Raw genomic sequence first — 25,770 nt, forward strand, 5'->3', positions numbered from 1 at the left:
TTGTGGTAGAATGTCCTTAAGGTCATGATAGAGAAAAGGTGAAGACATGGCGACAAAACATGAATTGATACTCCGCTATATCGAGGGGTTAGCCGTCGGTGAGAAAATTTCGGTCCGCCAAGTAGCGAAGGCGCTGTCTGTCAGCGAAGGGACTGCTTACCGGGCCATCAAAGAGGCGGAAAATCAGAAGCTCGTCAATACGATTGAACGTGTAGGAACAATCCGGATTGAAAAGAAAAAGAAAGAGAATATTGAACGACTCACATTTGCAGAAGTACTTAACATTGTCGACGGGCTAGTAATCGGTGGCCGTGGGGGATTACATAAGACGTTGACGAAATTCGTTATAGGTGCAATGCAATTAGACGACATGATGCGCTACATCGATGCGGGAAGTCTTTTGATTGTCGGAAATAGATTGAAAGCGCATGAAACTGCGCTTCTTGCAGGGGCTGCAGTGCTAGTCACTGGTGGATTTGACGCATCCGATGAAGTGAAGAAGTTAGCGGATGAATTGGAACTACCGGTTATTTCGACGAGTTACGACACATTTACCGTAGCAACGATGTTGAATAGGGCAATCTATGATCAGTTAATTGAAAAAGAAATTTTGCTGGTGGAAGATATTTTGACCCCGCTCGCTGACACAATTACACTTTCAGCAAAAGATCAGGTCACTCATTTTCATGAAGTGAACGATAGGACATCTCATACTGGTTATCCAGTTGTAGAGAAAAAGGGGAAACTTGTGGGTGTAATTACTTCACGTGACGCGATTGGTAAAATGGATGATGAATTGATTGAAAAAGTAATGACACGTCATCCGATAACAGTTACGGGAAAAACATCTGTTGCTTCGGCTGGGCATAGTATGATTTGGGAAGGTATTGATTTGTTACCAGTTGTTTCGGATGCGGGATTGCTTGCTGGAATTATTAGTCGTCAAGATGTCTTGAAGGCGCTTCAAATGACTCAGCGTCAACCTCAGCAGGGTGAAACAATTGATGATATTGTTAAAAATCAGATGAAATCCATTCCTGAACAACCGCATACTGTCGAATTTACAGTTATCCCGCAGATGACGAATCAGTTTGGTTCTTTGTCATACGGAGCTTTGACCACCCTTTTAACTGAGGCAGGCAACAGAGCTATCAAAATGCGGAAACGCGGGGAAAGTGTCCCGGAAAATATGTCACTGTACTTCATTAAGAATGTTGAACTTGGAAGTATAGTTGTCGTTATTCCAAAGATATTACATATGAGCAGAAGGTTTGTAAAAGTCGATTTCGACATACTAACCGAAGGGGACCTAGTTGCAAAGGCCATGATTATGTATCAATTGTTTGAACGATAATTAAAGAACGCGGTCCAAGGACGCAGCATCCTGTCGTAAATTGGTCATATAAGTTGAAGTATTGATAACTGAGCGTAGGCGCCTTTCAAGGGGTAGCCGCAGCGGATTCAATGGAATTCTCTATTTTAACGTATAAAGACAAAAAAACTGATGCACATGTGCGCATCAGTTGTCGTTCAACTTTGTTTCTTCATCTACAAAGCTTCTGTAATGTTTATAGGCCTTGAAATTAAAAATACCTACGTAAGCTCCGAATAGGATAAATAAGGCTGCGATAACATATGTTGTGATACCGTCAAAAAGCATCAGCTGATTGAATCCGAAAAACAACAGCAAACCGCCGAGCGAGGCGCCAGACATACTAGCATACATTTTCTTGCGAATTGGAAATAGTGATCTTGTGCGGAACTGCCGAGTCTTAAAGTAAAAGTAGAAGACCGCAGAAGCGATGATGAAAAATACGAAAATGAAATTTATCGTTAACATGAAAGCCCTCCATTACATACAAACTTCTTACATTGTAGCGGCTTTTGGAGCAGAATGCGAACTGAATATATCGAAGCTTGGGGGAATCGGATATGAAAAGACAAATCATCGACACAATTGAAAAGTACGATAAAATCATTATTCATCGTCATGTGAGACCAGATCCTGATGCATACGGATCACAATCAGGACTGAAGGAATTGATAAAAGCAAACTATCCTAATAAGCAAGTGTTTGCAGTTGGCCAACACGAAGAATCACTTACCTATCTCGCGCAACAAGATCACGTCGAGCGGTCGTTTTATGAAGGAGCTCTTGTGATTGTCACTGATACAGGAAACACGGGTCGAATTGACAGCGAGTTTTATACAGAAGGTGCTGTACTTATGAAAATTGATCATCATCCTGATGCAGACCCATACGGCGATATCAAATGGGTTAACACCTCTGCAAGCTCGACATCTGAAATGATCTACTCGTTGTATGAAGAAGGCAAACAGTTTTATGGGTGGAAAATGACCACTGATGTGGCTAGGTTGCTATTCGCGGGAATTGTCGGGGATACAGGACGTTTTCTGTTTCCAAGTACAACAACAACAACTTTTGAAGCAGTTAGCGAGCTTATCAAATTTGATTTTGATCGTCCGGAATTATTTGCGGGAATGTACGAAGTTAAGCGGGAATTGCTACATTTAAAAGGATATATGTACCAAAACTTTACCATGGATGAAAATGGAGCCGCATTTGTTAAAATAGATAAAGCGACACTTAAACAATTTGGCGTAACTGCATCTGATACATCTCAACTCGTTGGGGCGTTAGGTGACGTGCAAGGGATTTGTGCATGGATCATATTCATAGAAGAAGAGGATCAAATTCGCGTTCGACTACGCTCAAAAGGTCCTGTCATCAATACTTTAGCTGCCCAATACGGTGGCGGTGGACATCCTCTTGCCTCGGGTGCTTCTGTTCATTCATGGGAAGAAGTAGACGAAGTCATCGCGAAGTTAAAACAATTATGTCTATAAAAAACAGGCGGAGGGATTGCATTGACACTTGTCTATCCGCAAGTAGTAACTGGCGCCGATCTTCTGCGTGGAATTAATAAACTAGATTATTTAGCCCCGCTTCTGAAAAGGAGAGGGGCTAAAGCCGTCGCGATCGTTAACTCGAAGTTGTACGGTATTCGGTCATTTTATAAGGTGATGAAAAAATACGGAATTCGTCCGGTTATAGGATTATCTATCTTTTTAGAAATTGAAGAAGGGGTAGTTGCTCTTCTTTACGTTTACGCAAAAGATGATGAAGGTTATCGAAATTTGTTGAAGATGAGCAGTGCCGTTTCCGTAAGAGAGTCTGAAACGCTGCCGCTACAATGGTTGAAAGCATACAGCAAAGGCTGTATCATCGTTTGTCCGTTGACGGATATATCCTGGGGGCCTTCACTATCACATAACGAAGAAGTGTTCCAGCGCGTCATAAAGGATTGCGACAAGTCATCGATATTCATTGGTGTTGCTAGGACAGAAGGCGTCAGACATCCTGATGAAGAATTAATTGAGAAAATTGCAGATGTAACCAATACGCCTATCGTTGCGGTTTATGAAAGTCGGTACACCGACAAGGAGGATGCATTCGCTTATGAAGTTGCGGAAGCAATTCGGACAGGATTCAAGCTGAATGACCCTGCTAGGCCTGAAAACCGTCACAAGGCAGCATATCTACCAGAAGAAGCTGAGCTTGCTGAATGGTTCTCAGACAGAGCAGAGTGGCTTACAAATACGTCAAGTATCCTCTTGGCGTGTGATGCAGAATTGCCTCCGAGTCAATCGCTTATGCCTGTGTTTCCAGTTCCGGCGGGAGAAACGGCGACAAGTTTGTTGGAGCAAAATGGAATGACGGGTTTGCAAAAACGACTAGGCAAAGTGGATGAGGCATATGAAAAACGACTCCGTTATGAAATTAGTGTAATTAGTGAAATGGGCTTTGCCGATTACTTCCTGATTGTCGAAGATTTTATGCGTTACGCTAAAGAAAATGCTATCTTGACGGGTCCAGGGCGGGGGTCTTCGGCCGGATCGCTCGTTGCTTATGCGCTTGGCATCACAGATGTTGATCCGATTAAATATAGGCTCATTTTTGAACGATTTCTAAATCCGGGCCGGGTAACAATGCCGGACATTGATATTGACTTTGCGGATAATCGACGTGCGGAAGTAATTGACTATGTTGCACAGAAATACGGGAAGACAAATGTTGCGCAAATCATTACGTTTGGCACGCTTTCTGCCAGATCGGTTGCTCGAAATGTGGCACGTGTGTTTGACTTTTCAAATGAAGAAATGGCTTATTTATCGAAGGAAATTCCTAATAGACATGGAATTACGCTTGAAGCGGCAGTTGCAGAATCGAAGGCACTGCAAGATTGGATTGCAATTGACCCGCTAAGAAATGATTGGTTGAAAGGAGCAATTCGTCTTGAAGGATTACCTCGTAACGCATCTACACATGCTGCAGGTGTGATTTTATCGCCTGTCCCGCTTGTTGAGGTGGTACCGCTTCAAAGTGGTGCGGATGGAATTTACCTTACCCAATGGCCGATGGGAGATGTTGAAGAACAAGGTTTATTGAAAATGGACTTCTTAGGTCTGCGTAATTTAACTTTATTAGACCGTATCAGATCTATGATTACTTATGACAGAGGAATTCGCTTGGATTTTGAAAAGATTCCCCTAAACGATGAAAAAACCTTTGAGCTTTTTAGGGCGGGAGATATGACAGGGATCTTTCAGTTTGAATCGGATGGAATGAGAGATGCCCTTCGTTTGATTCGACCGAATAAATTTGAAGATATCTTTGCAATTAATGCACTTTATAGACCAGGACCGATGGACAATATTCCATTGTATAGCAGGCGTAAAAATGATAATGAAAAAATAACGTATATTCATCCGCAACTTGAATCTGTTTTGAAAGAAACCTATGGGGTTATCGTCTATCAAGAACAAATCATGGAAATCGCTGTCCGCGTGGCAGGATTTACGATGGGTGAAGCGGATTTGTTAAGGCGTGCTGTAAGTAAGAAAAATCGGGAGAATCTAGAAAATGAACGAACTCATTTCACGCAAAAAGCTCTTGGAAATGGTTTTCCGGAAAATACCGCTGTTGCAATTTACGATCTTATTGTAAAGTTTGCGGACTACGGATTTCCGAAAAGTCATGCTGTTGCCTATTCCCTTATCTCGTACCGGCTTGCTTATTTAAAAGCGAATGAACCCGCTTATTTTTATGCTGCACTCCTTTCATCAATGACTGGAAATAATGACAAGGCAATGGAGTTAATGCGCGAATCTGAGGCGGCGGGCGTTAAGATTTTACCGCCATCTATTAAGCACAGTAAATATATGTATACAGTTGAAAAAGGCTCAATTCGGATTGGACTTGGCGCTATCAAAGGTGTGACGCCTACATTTTACGATGCTATAAAGCGTGCAAGGAAGTCTGGTGGTAATTGGAAGACATTATTTGATATGGCAGCATCAGTCGGTGGGGATGTATTTACTGAGAAGGCGATTAGGCCACTTGTAAAAGCAGGGGCACTCGATGAGTTTGGAGAATCACGGGCTATTTTGATCGCTTCAATTGACGCGGCGATATCTCATGCATTGTTCATCCGCCCTGATGATGGCGATGATTTATTAAGTGAAGTGCTTCGTTCGGTGGCGAGCCCAAAATATTCTCCGGGTGGAACACTGCCCCGCATGACGCTACTCGAATATGAAAGAGAAGTACTTGGCTTCTATCTTTCAGAACATCCTGCAGCAGAAGTGAAAAAAGCGGCAGGTGGTGGATTCCATACCATTATTTCAATTGATGGAATTCCAGACCGCGCATATGTGAAAATGGTGGGTCTGATTACTGAGATAAAACGAATAAGAACGAAAAAAGGGGAATCTATGGCATTTGTTACGATTCAAGATGAGACGGGACAAATTTCTTGTACATTATTCCCGAAACAGTATATGATTTCAGAAAGTCAGCTTACTGAAATGGCGATAATTCATGTAGAAGGAACTGTCGAACGTCGTAGAGGGAAGCCACAAATACTTGTTCAACAAACGAAAGGCAGTTAAGAGGCATGCTGATATAACAGGCATGTCTCTTAATCGTTGCATAAAAGTATGTGTTGTGTATTACGGTTTGATTCGATTTCCATCTTTCACTTTACGTTCAGCATCGTTTTCTGTATGCTAAAGGCAGGAGTGGTCAGACCACTTATCATCATGTCTATTTCCAAAGGGGTCCACGCATGCAAAATCCAAAACCATCGTCGAAAATGTTTCTAGATATTGTCGGTGAACTTAAATCGATAATTAAAGAAGAGGGCATTGAAACCGGTGGAAAGCTACCTTCCGAACGTGAACTGGCAGAACGTCTGCAGGCAGGAAGATCCACGGTTCGTGAAGCGTTACGAAGTTTGGAACTGCTCGGGCTTATCGAAACTCGGCGTGGTGAAGGTACGTTCCTTGTCGATTTCAGGAAGCATCAACTTGTTGAAGTCCTTGCAGCTTTCATCATGCAACAGCCCGATTCCGTCATCGATGTTCAGGAAACACGGAGAATTCACGAAACGGCGGCAATCCTCGCTATATGTAAGGACAGTGCATTACGGGCATTACCAGTATGGGAGAGCTTGCTGAAAAAAATTGATCAGGATGGGGAAATTTTACGAGAGGACCTTGTCCGTGAGATGATTGTTGCAGCGGGAAATCGATTATCGCTTAAAATTTGGTTTTTATTAAAACAATATAGTAAAGTACCATTCAGTGAAATGACAAAAGTTGATGAAAACGATAGTGTGAAAATGTTGCTTCTAAACTTGGGTGATGGCAACGTGATTGCCACGTTGGAAGCCTATTCTGAATGGATTGAACTAGTTGAAAGTGAAAGAGGGGACAATAATAAATGATTCGCGATCTATTTATGAAAAATAGAAAAAAGCATACGACGACAATTCCTTCCGTTGACGCTAAAAATGATGTACCAGAAGGAATTATGACAAAGTGTCCAGAATGTAAAAATATTATTTTAACAAAAGATCTAATCAAACTAATGAAAGTCTGCCCGAAATGTGATCATCATTTGAAGATGACAGCAGCAGAACGTGTAGCTTGTCTATTCGATGAAGAGACATTCAAATCAATTGACGATCATTTGAAGACGGAAAATCCACTTAATTTTCCTGCTTACACTGAAAAAGTTGAGTCAGATTCGAGAAAAACGGGTTTGAATGAGGCAGTTCTTACTGGAACAGGTAAAATCGATGGACTGGAAATTGCTGTAGCTATTATGGATTCACATTTCCGTATGGGCTCGATGGGGTCGGTTGTTGGTGAAAAGATTACCCGCGCAATCGAAAAAGCGACTGAACTTGGCATTCCAATGATTATCTTTTCTGCGAGCGGTGGGGCACGTATGCAGGAAGGCGTGTTATCACTCATGCAAATGGCGAAAACAAGTGTCGCACTTACGCGTCACGCCAGTGAAGGTTTGTTATATATATCAGTCATGACATACCCAACGACAGGCGGCGTGTCAGCAAGTTTCGCATCGGTTGGTGATATTAATATCGCGGAGCCAAAAGCTCTCATAGGTTTTGCAGGTAGACGCGTTATCGAACAAACTGTTAGAGAAAAATTGCCAGACGACTTCCAAACAGCAGAATTTCTCCTGGACCACGGCCAACTGGATGCAGTCGTTCATCGTACGGATATGAAAGAAACTATATCTAAGATTGTTCGACTTCACGTGAAAGGGGCTAACTGAAATGGGGAAAACGTTGAAATTCGAGGAACCAATCGTCAAGCTGCGCGAGAAAATCGTAGAACTTGAAGAGTTCACAGCGAACAATTCGGTTGACCTTTCAGATGAAATCGGAACGTTAAAGGTTCGTTTGAAGAACTTGGAAGAAGAAATATATGAGAATATGGAACCGTGGGACCGTGTTCAAGTGGCAAGGCATCCGGAACGTCCAACTACAATTGACTATATCAATATGTTGTTTGAAGATTTTATGCAACTGCACGGGGATCGGGCTTATGGTGATGATGCAGCAATTGTGGGGGGGATCGCTTCATTTGAATCGGTTCCAATAACAGTTATCGGCCATCAGCGTGGGAAAGACACAAAAGAAAACGTCAAACGGAATTTCGGAATGCCGCATCCTGAGGGGTATAGGAAAGCATTGCGCCTTATGAAACAGGCTGAGAAATTCGGCAGACCAATCATTTGCTTCATCGATACGAAAGGTGCTTTTCCTGGCAAGGCGGCTGAAGAGCGGGGACAAAGCGAAGCGATTGCACGTAATCTTGTTGAAATGGCTGGCTTGACTGTTCCAGTTATCTCTATCGTCATCGGAGAAGGCGGGAGTGGCGGAGCGCTGGCACTTGGGGTGGCAAATCATATTCATATGCTTGAGCACTCAACTTACTCTGTTATTTCACCTGAAGGAGCCGCTACCATTCTTTGGAAAGATTCAAGTCTTGCCAAACAAGCTGCCGAAGCTATGAAGATTACAGCTCCACACTTGAAAGAAATGGGTATTATCGATGATATTATTCCAGAAGTTCGAGGTGGTGCGCATCGTGACTCGAAAGCGCAAGCTATTAGTATCGGGAATGCAATTCGAACTTCGTTGGATGAATTAGGAACGCTAGATGGTAAAGGTTTAGTTGACCATCGTTATGATAAATTTCGCTGTATAGGCGTTTTTTCTGAATAAAAGAAAGGTGCGGGTGACCGCATTTTTTCGTGTTCATAAAAATCTACATAGGAGTGATTTTAATGAAGAAGATTGCTGTGTTGACAAGTGGGGGAGACGCGCCTGGGATGAATGCTGCAGTTCGTGCAGTTGTTCGGAAAGCAATTTATGAAGGACTTGAAGTTGCAGGCGTTTTCAATGGTTATCAAGGATTAATCGAAGGAAAAATCGAACTTCTACAACTGGGTTCCGTGGGTGATATAATTCAACGGGGCGGGACCATATTACGGTCAGCCCGCAGCGCTGAATTCCGGACGCTCGAAGGCCGTCAAAAAGCACTGAAACAATTGAAGTTGAACGGGATTGAGGCTTTAGTCGTCATTGGCGGTGATGGTTCGTTCAGAGGTGCACTTGAATTAACGGCTCTTGGTCTACCATGTGTCTGTGTTCCAGCAACAATAGATAATGATATCAATGGCACTGAACTCACAATCGGTTTTGATACGGCATTGAATACAGTCATAGATGCCATCGATAAGATTCGCGATACTGCTACATCTCATGAACGTACATTCATTATTGAAGTTATGGGACGCGATGCTGGAGACCTTGCCTTATGGGCGGGACTGGCTGGCGGTGCTGAAACGATTCTTGTACCGGAAGAGAAGTATGAATTGCCTACGATCATCGAACGGCTGAAAAGCGGTAAGGGACGAGGTAAAAAGCATAGTATCATTATTGTAGCTGAAGGGGTTATGTCGGCCGCAGAGCTTGCTGAAATATTGAAGCGCGAAGCAGATATCGAAACACGTATATCAGTGCTTGGACATATTCAGCGAGGAGGTTCACCTTCTGCACGTGATCGTGTCATTGCAAGTCAGTACGGAGCAAAAGCTGTAGAAGTATTGAAAGAAGGACGCGGTGGCATTGCGATTGGCATGCGAAATCATGTGGTGGTAGACTATGAGTTGACAGATGTTTTCGAACAATCAAATGGTTTGGATATGGAAATGTACAAGCTGTCCAACGAATTGTCTATTTAATTTTGTGTAGCAAAAATTCCCTGCCTTTATACGTGGGAAGACAAACGCGAACGAAGTCAGTAATTCAGAGGGCATCAAAATGTCGGCTGAATCGAGCGAGCACTATTTAAAATCTGGGTGCAATTAATTGGGTTGTTAAAAAAACTAAAAGAGGCGATATTTGATGAGAAAAACGAAAATAGTATGTACGATTGGCCCTGCAAGTGAATCACCGGAATTATTGGAACAACTTATTGAGGCTGGTATGAATGTAGCGAGGCTGAATTTTTCCCATGGTAATCATGCGGAACATAAAGCCCGTATCGATTCCATTAGAAAAGTCGCTCGTGAAAAAGGCAAAGTTGTTGGGATTCTATTAGATACGAAAGGACCTGAAATTCGGACGCATTCCATGATGAATGGAAAGTTGGAACTTGTAACGGGACAAAAAATTGATATTTCCATGACGCAAGTCGAAGGAAACAATGATGTATTTTCAGTAAGTTACGATAAACTTATTGAAGATGTAAACGAGGGTTCTGTCATTCTTTTAGACGATGGTCTAATCCAATTAGAAGTTACTGGTAAAGACGTAGCACGAGGGTTAATTCATACACTAATTATTAATTCGGGGTCATTAAGCAATAATAAGGGCGTTAACATACCGGGTGTTTCAGTACAACTTCCTGGAATGACGGAAAAAGATGCAGAAGATATCCTGTTTGGTATTAGGGAAGGTGTCGACTTCATAGCTGCCTCATTCGTAAGACGGGCTTCCGATGTTATGGAAATCCGTGCCCTTCTTGAGAACAACAACGGCTCGAACCTGCAAATTATTCCGAAGATAGAAAACCAAGAAGGCGTCGACAATATCGATGAAATTTTGAATGTTTCAGATGGTCTTATGGTAGCACGTGGTGATCTGGGTGTAGAAATACCACCAGAAGAAGTACCACTTGTCCAGAAAAATTTGATTGAGAAGTGTAACCAGGCGGGTAAACCGGTTATCACGGCAACACAAATGCTTGATTCGATGCAGCGTAACCCGCGTCCTACACGTGCAGAAGCGAGCGATGTAGCGAATGCGATTTTTGACGGTACCGATGCAATTATGCTGTCAGGAGAGACGGCAGCAGGAATTTATCCAGTCGAATCAGTCCAAACGATGGATCGAATTGCGCTTACTACGGAAGCGGCCATCGATTATCGCTCTGTAGTGTCGACACGTCGACGAGAAAAACATGGTAATATGACTGAAGCGATTGGACAAGCTGCAGCATACACGGCTATCAACTTGAAAGTGAAGGCTGTCCTTGCCCCAACAGAAAGTGGTCACACAGCTAAAATGATTGCCAAATATCGTCCAGGTTGCCCAGTTATTGCGGTAACGTCATCTGAAATGTGTTCAAGAAAACTATCACTTATCTGGGGCGTCTACCCGATAGTTGGAAAAAAAGCTTCTTCGATTGATGAAATCTTGCAAGAGTCTGTAGAAGAGAGTGTTAAACATCAATATGTCGGACATGGTGATGTGGTTATCATTACAGCAGGTGTTCCAGTTGGTGAAGCGGGAACGACGAACTTGATGAAAATACATGTCATAGGTGATTTGCTTGCACGAGGACAAGGAATTGGCAAAGATGTAGCTTATGGTCGAACTGTTGTAGCCAAAAATGCAGCTGAAGCATTGGCGTATGATACAGAAGGAGCTATTCTTGTAACGAACGCATCTGATCGTGATATGATGCCTGCCATCGAGAAATGCGCAGGACTCATTACGGAAGAAGGCGGATTGACGAGTCATGGTGCAATTGTCGGACTCAGTTTAGGTATACCGATAATTGTCGGAGTTGAAAATGCTACCCAGCTTATCCAACATGGCAAGGAAATTACGATGGATGCTGAATCTGGCGTTATCTATAATGGACACGCGAGCGTTCTATAAAGTTAATCTTCAATCAGAGTGGGGGTTCTTCATCCCCCACTGATTGTTTAAAGAACTTAGGCTAAGTGCGCCACGTCCTGTGGCAAAACCTAAGTAACCAACAGGGAGGAATGAACTGCAATTCTTCCTCATTGGCCCTACCCATTCGGGATAAATAAGATAAGGCTGCTTCCGAAATGCTCGGTAAGCAGCCTTTTTTAGGAGATGAATTTTGCATGAAATGGATAGTACTCACATTTATTGCTGTTCCGGCAGCTGAGCTTGCTTTACTAATTTATTCAGGGAAGACGCTAGGTCTATTGCCCACGATAGCTATTATCTTTATCACGGGGATAGGAGGGGCATATCTCGCCAAACGCCAAGGTATGAAGGCTTGGACTGAATTGAAAATGCGTATGACAGCTATGGAGACACCTGGAGATGCACTTATTGATAGTGTTTGTATCCTATTTGGGGGGCTTCTGCTAATCATGCCTGGTTTCATTACCGACTTAGTCGGCTTATTACTCCTTTTCAAAGGACCAAGAAATAGTATCAGACCATTTATTCAGAATTGGATTTATAATAAAATGAAAAAAGGACAAATTGTTATCCGGTAAATAAAGGATGCTGTCTGACTTTCAGTGCGGTAAAAAGTAAGAATGGTGTCAGTAGAATACCGGGTAATCCGAATAAATAGAAGGAAGAAGCCGTTATGAAAAAAGCATGAATTGGCTTTAGGTGGAAAGTGGATGCCCACATGTATGATTCGGCCATTTGTCTAGTTATCATGGTGAATAGATAGAGTAAAATAAGTGAGATACCTATATATAAATTGTTTGTGTATAGGAAGAAAGCGGCCATGGGCAGTAGGAACAGGCCGATACCGAGGAATGGCAGACTATCTGCAAGCGAGATAAGAAAAGCGTTGCCAATGGGTGACTCGAACCGTAAAAGCAAGAACCCTATTGAGATAATACAGAATGTCAGGAAGAATAAGCGGGCTTCTACTGATACGAAAGTGCCGATAAGTTTACCGGATTTCGTAAACATACCTTTTGCTGGCAGGCGTATGGTGCTAGGGAAATAGACTAGAAACCAGTAGCGGTTTTTTCCGGATTCCCGTAAGGCAAAAAAATAAGCAACGAGGAAAATGAACAAACTGAATAACTGTTGAAAAACGGTACTGATGATTGTTAGGGTGTATTCTAAAAGCGCATGGCCATATTCTACAACTTTATCCTCGAGGAAAGTGAATAGCTTGCTAGGGATGTCGGTATTTTGTGTGAATGGGGCTATATGGCGTTCGACAGTTGGAACGGTGTCAATAAGCCCATGGATTGCGATGAAAGTGAACGCGCTAATTAAAAAAAGCATAAGTGTCATAACGAATAATGTTGCAATTGTAAGCGGAAGCTTGGTCATTGAGCGGACGGATGATAAGATAGGGGCAGTGAAGTAGGCGATAATGATAGCGATTGCCGCCGGGGGAACAGTGAACAGGATAATACCCGCCAAAAAAGCAGGCAACCATTTCATGAAAATTGATTGAAATGCTTGTTGCTTGTTCCGGTTTTCTGGCATTTTCCGTCCCCCTTTTTATAAAACTAAAAACAAAAACAAGCGTATCCATTCACAAAGATGACAATATTGATTATAATGGTCGTTGTAAGCGTTTTTAAGTAGCGAATTAGTATTAGCAGACTAGCTGTTCTTCTGTCTCCTTTTTGTAGATTGGACAGCTGTACTGAAAGAGGGAGCGATTTATATGACGTCAACCAAAGGGTTGGAAGGAGTCGTAGCGACACAGTCAGCAATCAGTTCTATTATTGATGACACACTTACATATGTCGGCTATGATATTGATGATCTTGCAGATAACGCCAGCTTTGAAGAAGTTATTTATCTTCTTTGGCACCAACGTCTGCCAAAAGAGGACGAGCTTGCAGAGCTGAAAAAACAGCTTGCAGAGAATATGTCTGTTCCTCAAGAAGTACTTAATCATTTCAAAACGTATCCTATTGGGGAAGTACACCCAATGGCTGCACTGCGTACTGCAGTATCTCTACTTGGACTATACGATGAAAAAGCAGAAGATATGTCTGATGAAGCAAATTACGAAAAAGCGATTAAGCTTCAAGCGAAAATCGCTACACTCGTTACTTCATTCTCACGTATCCGTAAAGGCCTTGAGCCGGTTGCTCCAAAAGCTGAACTTGGCTATGCTGAAAACTTCCTATACATGCTTTCAGGAAAACAGCCTGAAGCAATTGCAATTGAAGCATTCGACAAAGCACTTGTCCTACATGCAGACCATGAGCTAAATGCATCTACATTCACAGCACGTGTTTGTGTAGCTACGCTTTCTGATATGTATTCAGGTGTGACAGCAGCGATTGGTGCACTTAAAGGACCACTTCACGGTGGCGCAAACGAACAAGTAATGAAAATGCTGATGGAAATCGGTTCAGAAGACAAAGTAGAAGCATATATCCGTGCAAAATTGGATAACAAAGAAAAAATCATGGGCTTCGGCCACCGTGTCTACCGTAAAGGTGATCCACGTGCGAAACATCTTCGTGAGATGTCTAAGCGTTTGACTGAACTTCGCGGCGAAGAGAAATGGTACAATATGTCCAATAAAATCGAAGAAATTGTTACCGGCGAAAAGAATTTGCCGCCGAACGTCGATTTCTATTCGGCTTCTGTCTATCATTCACTCGACATCGATCATGATTTATTCACGCCAATTTTCGCAGTATCTCGTATTTCGGGATGGATTGCACATATCCGTGAGCAATATGCGAACAATAGATTGATCCGTCCTCGTGCAGATTATACGGGACCGGGCATGCAAAAATACGTTCCAATTAAAGAACGATAAGAACGAAAATACATGGGGCAGCATAGATATATGCCGGCCCTCTGATTTTGAATTTGGGAGGAAATTATTCATGACTAACGGTGGAAAAATTACAGTAACTAATGGTGTTTTAAACGTTCCTGATCACGCAACAATTCCTTTTATTATCGGTGACGGTACTGGTCCGGATATTTGGCATTCGGCATCACGCGTACTTGAAGCAGCTGTTGATAAAGCTTACGACGGCAAGAAAAAGCTTGTGTGGAAAGAAGTTCTTGCAGGGGAAAAAGCATTCAACGAAACTGGCGAATGGCTTCCACAAGCAACACTAGACACAATCGATGAGTATTTGATCGCTATTAAAGGACCACTTACTACGCCAATTGGTGGCGGTTTCCGTTCATTGAACGTTGCGCTTCGCCAAGAATTGGATCTTTACACTTGCCTACGTCCAGTACGTTACTTTGAAGGTGTTCCTTCACCAGTTAAACGTCCTGAAGATTGCGATATGGTTATTTTCCGCGAAAATACGGAAGATATCTATGCAGGTATTGAATACAAAGAAGGTACACCTGAAGCGAAAAAAGTAATCGAATTCCTACAAAACGAAATGGGTGTTAAAAATATCCGCTTCCCAGAAACTTCTGGAATCGGTATCAAACCTATTTCTGAAGAAGGTACAAAACGTCTTGTACGTGCTGCTCTTGCTTATATCATTAAAGAAGGCCGCAAGTCACTGACGCTTGTCCATAAAGGAAATATCATGAAGTTTACAGAAGGCGCATTCAAAAACTGGGGCTATGAAGTTGCTGAACAAGAATTCGGCGATAAAGTCTTCACATGGAACCAGTATGATCAAATCAAAGATGCTGATGGAACTGATGCTGCAAACAAAGCACAAGCTGAAGCTGAAGCAGCAGGCAAAATCATCGTTAAAGATGCAATTGCTGATATCTTCTTGCAACAAATCTTGACACGTCCAAAAGAGTTCGATGTTGTTGCAACAATGAACTTGAACGGCGACTATATTTCTGATGCACTTGCTGCACAAGTTGGTGGAATTGGTATTGCTCCTGGAGCAAATATCAACTACATTACTGGGCATGCAATCTTTGAAGCAACTCATGGTACTGCACCGAAATATGCAGGACTTGACAAAGTTAACCCTTCTTCACTCCTTCTTTCAGGCGTCTTGATGCTTGAGCACCTTGGATGGAACGAAGCGGCAGCTATGATCACTGCTTCAATCGAAAAAACAATTGTTTCTAAAGTTGTAACATACGACTTTGCTCGTCTTATGGACGGTGCAACTGAAGTGAAAGCATCTGAATTCGCAAATGAATTGATCAAAAACCTTTAATTATTACTACTTTAGCGGTGGAGAAGACTTCGGTTTTCTTCACCGCTGAAGGTTTATAGTAGATTAAATGAGGGCTCAACCCCTCATACATATGAATAAAAGGAGAGACAACTCATGACAATGCAACGTAAAAAAGTCTCAGTTATCGGTTCTGGTTTCACGGGTGCGACTACAGCATTTCTTTTAGCTCAAAAAGAGCTTTGTGATGTAGTGATCGTTGATATTCCACAAATGGAAAATCCGACAAAAGGGAAAGCTCTTGATATGATGGAAGCTGGACCTATTCAAGGTTTTGACGCGAGTATTATTGGAACTTCAGATTACGCGGATACAAAAGACTCTGATATCGTCATTATCACAGCTGGTATTGCACGCAAACCAGGTATGAGCCGTGATGACCTTGTTCAGACGAACCAAAAAGTCATGAAAATCGTAACAGGTGAAATCGTAAAACATTCTCCGAATACAACCATCATTGTATTGACAAACCCTGTCGATGCTATGACGTACACAGTATACAAAGAATCAGGATTGCCGAAAGAACGCGTAATCGGACAATCTGGTGTACTTGACACTGCACGTTTCCGTACGTTTGTAGCGCAAGAATTGAACTTGTCTGTTAAAGACGTCACTGGTTTCGTTCTTGGCGGTCATGGCGATGATATGGTTCCACTTGTACGCTACTCATATGCGGGTGGTATTCCACTTGAAACGTTGATTTCTCCTGAGCGTCTTGAAGAAATCGTAGATCGCACACGCAAAGGTGGAGCAGAAATCGTAAACCTTCTTGGTAATGGTTCTGCTTACTATGCACCAGCAGCATCACTTGTTGAAATGGCTGAAGCGATTCTAAAAGATCAGAAACGTGTACTTCCTTCGATAGCATATCTTGAGGGTGAGTACGGCCTTGACGGTATTTACATTGGTGTTCCAACTGTGCTTGGCGCAGGCGGTATCGAAAAAATCATCGAACTTGAATTGACTGAAGACGAAATGGCGGCATTGGCTAATTCTGCTGAATCAGTTAAAGCTGTTATGAAAGTTCTTGTCTAATATCTTTAATAAAAATCGAGTAGCATATGCTACTCGATTTTTATTCTGATTATTGATAAACTTGTATTATCACACTAAAAGGGGGAAATAAGTTGATACTAGGGAAGAAAAGACGTCTAGGTAGAAAGATAGAGGAAATCACTGTTGGAGAAAAGTTGAAATTGACAGAGAAAATTGAAGATAAAGATCTCCTACTCTATCTTGGTCTAACAAATGATAGTAACCCGCTCTATATACAGCATGATTACGCTTCACAGACGGCTTATGGATTGCCTATCGTACCAACTATTATGCTGACAGGGATTGTGACATCCGCCGTTTCAAAGTATTTACCTGGACCTGGTTCACATATCGTGAAACAGCAATTGTCATTCCCAAAAGCTGTGTATCACTATACAACTATCAATTTTTTGCTCGAAGTAATTCATGTTGATAAAGAAAAAAACTCAATAGACATTTCAATAGAAGCGTGTGACGAAAAGGAAGATATCGTTATTTCTGGAATAGTGACAGTCACTCCGCCAAAAGTGGAAGAGCGTCTTACATCACAAGCAATGGATAACTTTTGACGGGGGATTGATGCAAGTTGAGTTCAAGTATAAAGAAAATATTGATTGTCGATGACGAACAGCCGATTCGAACACTATTAGAATACAACTTAAAGCAGGCGCAATACGAAACAATCACCGCTGCTGACGGAGAAGAAGCTGTATTGAAAACAGAAATGGAAAAACCTGATTTAATTTTACTTGACTTAATGCTTCCGAAAATGGATGGGATTGATGTCTGCAAAACGTTAAGACAGCGGGGACTCGATATTCCGATTATCATGCTGACGGCAAAAGGGGACGAGCTCGACAAGGTGCTAGGTCTTGAAATTGGCGCGGATGATTATATGACGAAACCGTTTAGTCCTAGAGAGGTTGTTGCACGCGTTAAGGCTGTATTGAGACGTAGTGGGGAATGGACAGGCCGTGTCGAAGAAACAGGGATTTTGACCACTGGATCTTTAACTGTGCACGCTGAACAATATGAAGCTTATCTTGACAAAGTAGAACTTGAGTTCACACCAAAGGAATTTGAACTTCTTGTTTATTTCATGCAGAACAAGAATCGTGTTCTATCACGGGACCAACTTTTAAGTGCAGTCTGGAATTATGACTTTGCTGGCGATACACGCATCGTCGATGTTCACGTCAGTCATCTACGGGAGAAAATTGAAGAAAACACGAAGAAACCTGTTTTCATCAAGACGGTAAGGGGAATTGGCTATAAATTTGAGGAGCCGAAAATTTGATGAAAGATTTATATTCCCGATTAACTATTGCGTGTGCAATTCTTCTTTCGGTTCTTTTAACTGGCCTCGGTATTGTCCTGGGTCAGTTTTTCCCTTTATTCGCGCGTGATATCACACTTGATCTGCAACGACAATACTGGGTCTATTTAATCGTCACGCTGATAATTGCATTTATTCTCTCTCTCTTTATAGCCATGCGGATGATGATGCAATACGCTCGTCCGGTCGATGAAGTGACAAAAGTGGCCGTTCAAATTGCACAGGGCGATTACCATGCAAGGACTAAAACGGATGAACCAGAATATGATAATGAACTTGCGATTTCTATTAACAAAATAGCGAGTAATCTGCAAGAAATGTCGACACTTCGAATGATGGAAAAAGAACGCTTGAAAACACTTATAGAAAGTATGGGAAGCGGTCTTCTGATGTTTGGTCGTGAAGGATCAGTCAATCTTGTAAATGGGGTATTCGAAAAGACATTTGGATTTTCAAAAGAGGAGCCAATAGGTAAAACGTTCAAAACAATCGGTTTGCCTATTGAAATTGAAGATTTGATTGAAGATGTTTTTATGACAGAACAAGTACGTGAAAAACAGGTTAGGATTGATTCTGGAGGTTTTTATTCCTACATGGGCGTTTATGGTGCGCCTGTTATCGGCCATCATGGGAATTGGCTCGGAATTGTTGTTGTCATGCATGATATTACAAAGCTTGTCCGGCTAGAAGAAGTAAGAAAAGATTTCGTTGCAAATGTATCCCACGAACTTCGTACTCCTATTACTTCAATTAAAGGGTTCACTGAAACATTATTAGATGGTGCGATGAATGAACCTGTCATAATGAAAGAATTTCTTGAAATCATTCAGAAAGAAAGTAACCGCCTACATCTATTAATTGATGACTTGCTCGAATTATCAGCAATGGAAAGAGAAAACTTTTCACTTCAGTTTGGACATGTTGAGCTGTTAGAACTGATGAATGATGCATTGAAAATCGTTTCCGGTAGTTTGGAGCGTAAGAAGATGGCTATCAACTTGGATATTGCAGATGAAATTGCTATCGAAGGCGATGCAAGTCGATTAATTCAAGTAATGGTGAATCTCTTATCAAATGCGATTAACTATTCAAAAGAACAGACAAAAATCACTGTTTCAGTAAAAAGAATAGCGCAAAATGTAATTATTGAAGTACAAGATGAAGGAATCGGTATCGAACAAGTTGAACTGGCACGGCTGTTTGAACGCTTCTACCGTGTTGACCGTGCAAGGAGCCGTGACTCGGGTGGCACAGGGTTAGGACTAGCCATTGTCAAACATCTAGTGGAAGCCCATAGTGGTACAGTCGAAGTGGAGAGCACAATCGGTGTTGGTACATTGATTCGTATCTGTCTACCTTTGCGACAAGGTAATTAAGCAATCCCACGTCTGTTGATTAACCAAAGTAACCAGGATCACACACTGGGCGCTACGTGTATAATTGCTTTTGGTTTGCTTGGATTGAATGACTTCTATACTTTTACCGAGATGTCTGGATGTGTAGGGATGCGAATTTGTCGCATCCCTACACATTTTTTCGGTAATCGTATAGTGGTCCTTCATCCGCCCTGCTCCAAATGGATAAGTCCACGAAGTGCTCAAGCTTATTGGGACGAAAGAATAGAGGGGCATCTACCTGGATAAAAGCCGCCAAAGATGCAATTTTGGCGGCTGATGCTTACTCTATGGTTTTGCCTTTCTTTATTTAAAAGAAGTGTCACTTTCTAGTAGACATCACATAATTAGATGCATAAACTTTACTAAAAGTAAGCAAGGAACACATCGTACAACGTGAAAGGGTGCCCGAAATTGCATCTTCGGGCACTACAATCTCTATAGAAAGTCATCTATTCATTTCTTTCAAACTTAACCGCATTTTTCACTTGAACATTGTAGGTACGCGACAGGCAACTATTCTCAACAGGATTACCGAAAAAGTGTGGGTAGAAGTGACGGAGTCACTTCTACCCACACATATCTCTCGTTAAATGTGTCGTGATTAGTTCGCCGAAAGCGTAACGGAAATGATCCAGTGAAAATGAAGGTCATGAAGCCCTTCTCACCAGTATTTTATACGAATAAATGGTTAATCAACAGACATGTTCATAAGTAAAGAATTACAGAAGCAGACTAAACAACGCGTCATTTTCAATTCTATCCACCCCCGTGGTAAGATGAATGAAGATGACGTTTTTTTGAATGGAGTGGAATGTACATGACGACAAAGAAAATTGTGTTACTTGACGGAAACAGTCTTGCGTACCGGGCATTTTTTGCATTACCTTTATTAACAAATGATAACGGTATCCATACCAATGCGGTATATGGCTTCACGATGATGCTACAAAACATCCTTGAGGATGAAAAACCGACGCATATTCTCGTGGCATGGGATGCTGGAAAAACAACATTCAGGCATAAAACATACGGAGAATATAAAGGTGGGCGTCAGAAAACGCCACCTGAATTATCCGAGCAATTCCCTTATTTGCGTAAGTTGCTTGAAGCATACAATATCCCTCAGTACGAACTAGATCAGTACGAAGCGGATGATATCATCGGCACGCTTAGCAAAGTCGGAGATGCGGACGGTTCCGAAATCGTCGTCATTTCAGGGGATAAGGATTTAACGCAACTTGCCAGTAGCCATACAACGGTGTTCATCACTCGAAAAGGGATGACGGATATTGAGAAATACACGCCTGAACACGTCATGGAGAAATACGGCATTGAGCCCCATCAAATCATTGATATGAAAGGACTAATGGGCGATGCATCCGATAATATTCCCGGCGTTCCTGGAGTCGGGGAGAAAACTGCGCTCAAATTGTTAATCGAATACGGTTCGATTGAAAATGTCTATAAATCACTTGCTAAAATTACTGCTAAAAAGCTGAATCAGAACCTAACGGAAAATGAAGCGCAAGCGTTTATGAGCAAAGATCTTGCGACAATTGAAGTGAATGCACCGATCACGGTTAACATTAATGATTTAGCGTATGACGGCCCCGATATGGATCAAGTGACGACTATTTACCGGGAGTTGAAATTCAAAACGCTCCTCGAAAAAATTACTCCTCAAGCAGCTGAAGAACCAAAAGAAGCAATTGAAGTCACGATTGTTGCCGAACTCTTGGACAAGGATTTATCAGATGAGATGGCGATTCATGTTGAAATGATGGATGAAAACTATTTGACTGCAGAGATTTTAGGCATTAGTCTAGCGGATGAAAAAAACATTCTATTTATACCGCTTGAAGTTGCAAAAAAATCGACACCATTCAAAAACTGGTTGCAAAATACGAACAAGCTGAAATACTCGTCTGACTCGAAAGCAGCTAGTGCATCACTAGCGCGTCAAGGTCTAGATGCAGAAGGCTTCCAGTTCGACCTATTGCTAGCGACGTACATCGTCAACCCATCGACGACCTATACCGATGTAGCTTCCATTACAGGAGAGTTTGGTTACACAGAAGTCGAGCAGGATGAAGTGATTTATGGAAAAGGTGCTAAGAAAGCGATACCGACCGAAGAAATAATTGCAGACCACGCCGGTCGAAAAGCGCTGGCGATTTGGAAATTGCACGCAGAGATTGAAGAGAAATTACAAGATAATGATCAATATGATTTATACCATGAACTTGAGTTACCGCTTGCGGCGATTCTTGCGAAAATGGAAACGACTGGTGTTAAGACGGACCGAGAGACGCTTCTGACAATCGGAACTGAACTGTCTGCTAAACTGGCCACACTTGAGACAACTATTTATGAAATTGCAGGAGAAAAATTCAACATTAATTCACCTAAACAGCTTGGCGTCATCCTTTTTGAGAAAATCGGACTTACTCCGATTAAAAAGACGAAAACTGGTTATTCAACTGCGGCGGATGTGCTTGAGAAGCTTGAAAGCGAACATGAAATTATCAGCCATATATTGAACTATCGCCAACTCGGTAAATTGAATTCGACATATATCGAAGGACTATTGAAAGAAATTCACGAGGATGGCAAGATTCATACCCGTTTCCAGCAAGCACTCACGACAACAGGTCGACTTAGTTCCATCAATCCCAATTTACAGAACATTCCTGTACGGCTTGAAGAGGGAAGGAAAATTCGTGCAGCGTTCGTTCCATCTGAACCGGGCTGGTATCTATTTGCCGCGGATTATTCACAAATCGAACTTCGGGTACTCGCACATATGTCGCAAGATGAAAAACTGATTGAGGCTTTCCGTGCAGGTGCAGATATTCACACGAAGACAGCAATGGATGTTTTCGGTGTTGATGAAGATTCAGTGACGTCAGACATGCGACGAGCAGCAAAAGCAGTCAACTTTGGAATTGTCTACGGTATAAGTGATTACGGACTTTCGCAAAACTTGGATATTACGCGCAAAGACGCAGCACAATTCATCGATACTTATCTCAGCAGTTTCCCGGGAGTCAAACAGTATATGAGCGACATTGTTGCAGAGGCGAAAAGGAAAGGCTATGTGACGACGCTTATGAACCGGAGACGCTATTTACCAGAAATCACAAGTTCGAATTTCAACTTAAGAAGTTTTGCGGAACGGACTGCTATGAATACACCGATTCAAGGAAGTGCAGCCGATATTATTAAAAAAGCAATGATTGAAATGGCTAACAGGCTTGAAGTTGAAGGCATGCAGACACGTATGCTCCTGCAAGTACATGATGAATTGATCTTTGAAGCACCACAAGAAGAAATTGAGAAACTAAAAGAAATCGTACCTGAAGTGATGGAATCTGCTCTAGCGCTTGACGTGCCATTGAAAGTAGATTGGGCATTCGGATTATCTTGGTATGAGACGAAGTGAGGGGATTAAGTGCCTGAATTACCGGAAGTAGAAGGGGTTGTCCGTGCACTCGCACCAATTGCGATTGGAAGGAAAATCCAGAACATAACCGTTTCAGATACGGTTATCAAATCAAAACAACTAGGTAAAGAAGCTGTGATAAAAGGAATTACAACCGAAGATTTTATAGTAGATATGGCTGGTATGACGATTGGAAATGTCACACGGCGCAGTAAATACATTTACTTTCATTTAATGAAAGATGGTAACACCTGTCTTCTTGTCAGTCATCTTGGTATGACAGGGGCTTGGTTCACCGTTGACAGCGTTGATGACATTACGGAAATGAAGTTCCGTAACCATGTTCATGTTGTTTTTACGCTGGAAGGCGGGGGACTACTGGTGTATTCGGATATTCGTCGTTTTGGAGAACTAAGGCTTCTTGGCTGTGAAGCAGATCATCCGCCACTATTGAAAATGGCTCCTGAACCGTTCGCTACTGGAGCGCGCAAGCATTTCCTTGAGTTTGCAGCTATGCCGAAATATGCCCGAAAACCAATCAAAGAAGTCATTATGGACGGGCATGTACTATCTGGATGTGGGAATATTTATGCGACGGAAGCAATCTATAAGATGAAGATTCATCCCGAAAGGACTACGGAGCGGATTAGTCTAAAAAGAAAAAATGAATTATTTGATGTGATTGTGGCTATTTTACAGGAAAGTATTGATGCGGGAGGCAGCTCCATTTCTGATTACCGGAATATTAATGGGGAAGCGGGCACAATGCAGGATCGTCTTAAAATGTATGGCAGGAAATTTTGCCCTGCTTGCGGCTCTGCCACGGAGAGTATGAAAATCGCAGGTAGGACATCCGTTTATTGTCCGACATGCCAGAAATGATTGTTGAAGGGCTGTGTGAGCTATGATTATCGGTTTAACGGGCAGTATTGCAAGTGGGAAAAGCACCGTATCCAAGATGTTGAAGAAAAAGGGCTTTCCAATTGTAGATGCGGATGAAATTGCACGTCTTGTTGTCGAACCCGGGAGTCCAGTTTTACAAGAGATCAGTCGAGTATTTGGTCAGGGGATTTTACGTTCGGACGGATCGCTTAATCGTGAAAAGCTAGGACAGCAAATATTCGGTAATGTAGAAGAGCGCCAAAAGTTGAATGGTATCATCCATCCTGCAATACGACAAGAGATGTTAAGGCAAAAAGAGCAATTGATTTCAACGGGATCGAATACAGTTATCATGGACATCCCTTTGTTGTTTGAAAGCAAGTTGCAATCGTTCGTGGATAAAATTATTGTCGTGTCTGTCACAGCAGAAATACAAAAGGAACGTCTCATTGCGAGGAATGTGTTATCGGAAGAAGAAGCGGATGCACGAATCCGTTCCCAACTATCAATCGAAGAGAAGGAACTGATTGCAGACGCGGTTTTATTCAATAACGGTCCAGTGGAAGAGACAGAAAGCCAGTTGACTGAGGTACTTTCTAAATGGAATGCAGAGCCTTGAAGTGATTCTGAAAAATGAAACATTTCAATTGTCCATAGTAAATCTTGGTTTTAGCATAATATGTGTTATACTAATGACGAGTATTAGATAAAAAGTATAACATACATACAGGAGGATCTTTATATGACTACTTCTATTGCGATAAACGGGTTTGGACGAATTGGACGAATGGTATTCCGTCAAATGATTACAGAAGAAGATGTAACAATCGTTGCGATTAACGCAATGTATTCATCAGAAACACTCGCTCATCTTATAAAGTACGATACGAATCACGGTACATTTGATGGCGAAGTCATTGCAGAAGAAAATGCGATTGTCGTCAATGGGAAACGAGTGCAAATCGTCTCTGACCGTGACCCGCTTAACCTTCCTTGGAAAAAGCTTGGTGTCGATATTGTCATTGAAGCGACTGGTAAGTTCAATTCGCGTGACAAAGCGGCACTTCATCTTGAAGCGGGGGCAAAAAAAGTCATTATATCGGCACCTGGTAAAAATGAAGATATCACAATTGTTTTAGGCGTAAACGATGATAAATTAGATATCGAAAAGCATGACATCATTTCGAATGCAAGTTGTACAACAAACTGTCTTGCTCCTGTAGCTAAGGTATTAAATGATGCATTTGGGATTGACAACGGTTTAATGACAACGGTTCATGCGTATACAAATGACCAAAAGAACTTGGATAATCCTCATAAGGACCTTCGACGTGCACGTGCATGCGGACAATCTATCATTCCAACATCTACTGGGGCTGCGAAAGCGTTGGCACTTGTGCTTCCAGAATTGGAAGGGAAGATTCACGGAATGTCACTTCGTATACCTACGCCGAATGTTTCACTTGTCGACCTAGTTGTAGATTTGAAGCAAGACGTGACAGTAGAGATGGTAAACAATGCATTTAAGCAGGCTTCTGAAGGAGCGATGGCAGGTATTCTCCGTTTCTCAACAGAGCCGCTTGTATCTATTGATTACAATACAACAACTGACTCAGCAATCATTGATGGTCTTTCAACAATTGTTATGGCAGATCGCAAAGTGAAAGTACTTGCCTGGTACGATAATGAGTGGGGTTATTCTGCACGCGTCGTCGATTTGACAAAGAAAGTTGCAGTAGCTTTGAAAACAAAAGAACTTGCTTAATTGTGAATAGAGAGCGTCCCTAAAGTCAGTGAACGATGACTTTAGGGACGTTTTTTCTTGGAAGACAAGTATATGTTTTCGACGTGGAACGGTGCCCAGGCTCCAGGCGCCAACCCTTGGGTCATA

The 25,770-nt window shown here is 42.1% G+C and carries 21 protein-coding genes; 19 read left to right on the forward strand and 2 right to left on the reverse strand.

The genetic code is table 11. The features are described 5' to 3' along the window. Positions 1–46 precede the first annotated feature (46 nt). Entirely contained in the window at positions 47–1,354 is a 1,308-nt protein-coding gene (locus MKX62_RS15625) for a DRTGG domain-containing protein (RefSeq protein WP_067207606.1), read from the forward strand. A 165-nt stretch (positions 1,355–1,519) separates the two neighbouring features. Here the strand turns inward: MKX62_RS15625 and MKX62_RS15630 are convergent, their stop codons facing one another. Continuing rightward, complete coding sequence (locus MKX62_RS15630; RefSeq protein ID WP_067207609.1) at positions 1,520–1,840, reverse strand: YtpI family protein; 321 nt, start codon at positions 1,838–1,840, stop codon at positions 1,520–1,522. Positions 1,841–1,932: 92 nt separating this feature from the next. On the opposite strand from MKX62_RS15630, the gene MKX62_RS15635 reads away from it, so the two are divergent. From MKX62_RS15635 to MKX62_RS15670, 8 genes are all read left to right on the forward strand, one after another. Then, positions 1,933–2,868, forward strand: coding sequence for a DHH family phosphoesterase (locus MKX62_RS15635; RefSeq protein WP_067207610.1), 936 nt, complete (start codon positions 1,933–1,935; stop codon positions 2,866–2,868). A 21-nt stretch (positions 2,869–2,889) separates the two neighbouring features. Further along, positions 2,890–5,973, forward strand: coding sequence for a DNA polymerase III subunit alpha (dnaE, locus tag MKX62_RS15640; RefSeq protein WP_067207613.1), 3,084 nt, complete (start codon positions 2,890–2,892; stop codon positions 5,971–5,973). A gap of 176 nt (positions 5,974–6,149) precedes the next feature. Beyond that, the gene (locus MKX62_RS15645) at positions 6,150–6,809 is read left to right on the forward strand and encodes a FadR/GntR family transcriptional regulator (protein WP_067207615.1); all 660 of its coding nucleotides are present in this window, start codon (positions 6,150–6,152) and stop codon (positions 6,807–6,809) included. Beyond that, a complete protein-coding gene (gene accD, locus MKX62_RS15650; RefSeq protein ID WP_082786521.1) occupies positions 6,806–7,666 on the forward strand; it encodes an acetyl-CoA carboxylase, carboxyltransferase subunit beta in 861 nt (286 codons plus the stop codon). The genes MKX62_RS15645 and accD overlap by 4 nt, the downstream gene beginning before the upstream one ends. Before the next feature lies 1 nt (position 7,667). Beyond that, positions 7,668–8,621 carry an acetyl-CoA carboxylase carboxyl transferase subunit alpha gene (gene accA, locus MKX62_RS15655; protein WP_338652901.1) on the forward strand — a complete coding sequence of 318 codons (954 nt, stop codon included), beginning with the start codon at positions 7,668–7,670 and terminating at the stop codon, positions 8,619–8,621. 62 nt (positions 8,622–8,683) lie between these two features. Beyond that, a complete protein-coding gene (gene pfkA / locus MKX62_RS15660; protein WP_067207620.1) occupies positions 8,684–9,643 on the forward strand; it encodes a 6-phosphofructokinase in 960 nt (319 codons plus the stop codon). Positions 9,644–9,806: 163 nt separating this feature from the next. Further along, complete coding sequence (pyk, locus tag MKX62_RS15665; RefSeq protein WP_340741810.1) at positions 9,807–11,567, forward strand: pyruvate kinase; 1,761 nt, start codon at positions 9,807–9,809, stop codon at positions 11,565–11,567. A gap of 215 nt (positions 11,568–11,782) precedes the next feature. Further along, the gene (locus tag MKX62_RS15670) at positions 11,783–12,166 is read left to right on the forward strand and encodes an FxsA family protein (RefSeq protein WP_340741811.1); all 384 of its coding nucleotides are present in this window, start codon (positions 11,783–11,785) and stop codon (positions 12,164–12,166) included. On the opposite strand, the gene MKX62_RS15675 is transcribed toward MKX62_RS15670, so the two are convergent. After that, positions 12,156–13,130 (reverse strand): AI-2E family transporter, encoded by a 975-nt coding sequence (locus tag MKX62_RS15675; protein WP_187047307.1) that lies wholly within the window; start codon positions 13,128–13,130, stop codon positions 12,156–12,158. The two genes, MKX62_RS15670 and MKX62_RS15675, sit on opposite strands and share 11 nt — an antisense overlap. Before the next feature lie 184 nt (positions 13,131–13,314). Here MKX62_RS15675 and citZ point away from each other — a divergent pair, with 184 nt between their 5' ends. From citZ to MKX62_RS15725, 10 genes are all read left to right on the forward strand, one after another. Beyond that, positions 13,315–14,430, forward strand: a complete 1,116-nt coding sequence (citZ, locus tag MKX62_RS15680) for a citrate synthase (RefSeq protein ID WP_067207654.1) — start codon at positions 13,315–13,317, stop codon at positions 14,428–14,430. A 70-nt stretch (positions 14,431–14,500) separates the two neighbouring features. Continuing rightward, complete coding sequence (gene icd / locus MKX62_RS15685) at positions 14,501–15,769, forward strand: NADP-dependent isocitrate dehydrogenase (protein WP_067207657.1); 1,269 nt, start codon at positions 14,501–14,503, stop codon at positions 15,767–15,769. Between the two features lie 114 nt (positions 15,770–15,883). Beyond that, complete coding sequence (mdh, locus tag MKX62_RS15690) at positions 15,884–16,822, forward strand: malate dehydrogenase (protein ID WP_067207658.1); 939 nt, start codon at positions 15,884–15,886, stop codon at positions 16,820–16,822. Between the two features lie 92 nt (positions 16,823–16,914). Then, positions 16,915–17,391 carry a MaoC/PaaZ C-terminal domain-containing protein gene (locus MKX62_RS15695; protein WP_067207661.1) on the forward strand — a complete coding sequence of 159 codons (477 nt, stop codon included), beginning with the start codon at positions 16,915–16,917 and terminating at the stop codon, positions 17,389–17,391. Between the two features lie 17 nt (positions 17,392–17,408). Next, on the forward strand, positions 17,409–18,119 hold the full coding sequence (locus MKX62_RS15700) for a response regulator transcription factor (protein WP_082786522.1): 711 nt from the start codon (positions 17,409–17,411) through the stop codon (positions 18,117–18,119). Beyond that, entirely contained in the window at positions 18,119–19,534 is a 1,416-nt protein-coding gene (pnpS, locus tag MKX62_RS15705) for a two-component system histidine kinase PnpS (RefSeq protein WP_187047836.1), read from the forward strand. The genes MKX62_RS15700 and pnpS overlap by 1 nt, the downstream gene beginning before the upstream one ends. 838 nt (positions 19,535–20,372) lie before the next feature. After that, positions 20,373–22,997, forward strand: a complete 2,625-nt coding sequence (gene polA, locus MKX62_RS15710) for a DNA polymerase I (RefSeq protein ID WP_340741812.1) — start codon at positions 20,373–20,375, stop codon at positions 22,995–22,997. 9 nt (positions 22,998–23,006) lie between these two features. Continuing rightward, complete coding sequence (gene mutM, locus MKX62_RS15715) at positions 23,007–23,879, forward strand: bifunctional DNA-formamidopyrimidine glycosylase/DNA-(apurinic or apyrimidinic site) lyase (RefSeq protein WP_340741813.1); 873 nt, start codon at positions 23,007–23,009, stop codon at positions 23,877–23,879. Between the two features lie 22 nt (positions 23,880–23,901). Continuing rightward, on the forward strand, positions 23,902–24,498 hold the full coding sequence (coaE, locus tag MKX62_RS15720) for a dephospho-CoA kinase (protein WP_340741814.1): 597 nt from the start codon (positions 23,902–23,904) through the stop codon (positions 24,496–24,498). Positions 24,499–24,621: 123 nt separating this feature from the next. After that, positions 24,622–25,644, forward strand: coding sequence for a glyceraldehyde-3-phosphate dehydrogenase (locus MKX62_RS15725; RefSeq protein ID WP_067207674.1), 1,023 nt, complete (start codon positions 24,622–24,624; stop codon positions 25,642–25,644). Positions 25,645–25,770: the final 126 nt, after the last annotated feature.

Origin of the sequence: Sporosarcina sp. FSL K6-5500, from assembly GCF_038005665.1 — a bacterium.
GTDB lineage: Bacteria > Bacillota > Bacilli > Bacillales_A > Planococcaceae > Sporosarcina > Sporosarcina psychrophila.

Bases quoted from the DNA above. Each gene is read 5' to 3' on its own strand.
- MKX62_RS15725 (WP_067207674.1), top strand. From the start codon at position 24,622: ATGACTACTTCTATTGCGATAAACGGGTTTGGACGAATTGGACGAATG.
- MKX62_RS15630 (WP_067207609.1), bottom strand. From the start codon at position 1,840: ATGTTAACGATAAATTTCATTTTCGTATTTTTCATCATCGCTTCTGCG.
- MKX62_RS15635 (WP_067207610.1), top strand. From the start codon at position 1,933: ATGAAAAGACAAATCATCGACACAATTGAAAAGTACGATAAAATCATT.
- pyk (WP_340741810.1), top strand. From the start codon at position 9,807: ATGAGAAAAACGAAAATAGTATGTACGATTGGCCCTGCAAGTGAATCA.
- icd (WP_067207657.1), top strand. From the start codon at position 14,501: ATGACTAACGGTGGAAAAATTACAGTAACTAATGGTGTTTTAAACGTT.
- pfkA (WP_067207620.1), top strand. From the start codon at position 8,684: ATGAAGAAGATTGCTGTGTTGACAAGTGGGGGAGACGCGCCTGGGATG.
- coaE (WP_340741814.1), top strand. From the start codon at position 23,902: ATGATTATCGGTTTAACGGGCAGTATTGCAAGTGGGAAAAGCACCGTA.
- pnpS (WP_187047836.1), top strand. From the start codon at position 18,119: ATGAAAGATTTATATTCCCGATTAACTATTGCGTGTGCAATTCTTCTT.
- MKX62_RS15645 (WP_067207615.1), top strand. From the start codon at position 6,150: ATGCAAAATCCAAAACCATCGTCGAAAATGTTTCTAGATATTGTCGGT.
- MKX62_RS15675 (WP_187047307.1), bottom strand. From the start codon at position 13,130: ATGCCAGAAAACCGGAACAAGCAACAAGCATTTCAATCAATTTTCATG.
- accD (WP_082786521.1), top strand. From the start codon at position 6,806: ATGATTCGCGATCTATTTATGAAAAATAGAAAAAAGCATACGACGACA.
- MKX62_RS15625 (WP_067207606.1), top strand. From the start codon at position 47: ATGGCGACAAAACATGAATTGATACTCCGCTATATCGAGGGGTTAGCC.
- citZ (WP_067207654.1), top strand. From the start codon at position 13,315: ATGACGTCAACCAAAGGGTTGGAAGGAGTCGTAGCGACACAGTCAGCA.
- mdh (WP_067207658.1), top strand. From the start codon at position 15,884: ATGACAATGCAACGTAAAAAAGTCTCAGTTATCGGTTCTGGTTTCACG.
- MKX62_RS15670 (WP_340741811.1), top strand. From the start codon at position 11,783: ATGAAATGGATAGTACTCACATTTATTGCTGTTCCGGCAGCTGAGCTT.
- accA (WP_338652901.1), top strand. From the start codon at position 7,668: ATGGGGAAAACGTTGAAATTCGAGGAACCAATCGTCAAGCTGCGCGAG.
- polA (WP_340741812.1), top strand. From the start codon at position 20,373: ATGACGACAAAGAAAATTGTGTTACTTGACGGAAACAGTCTTGCGTAC.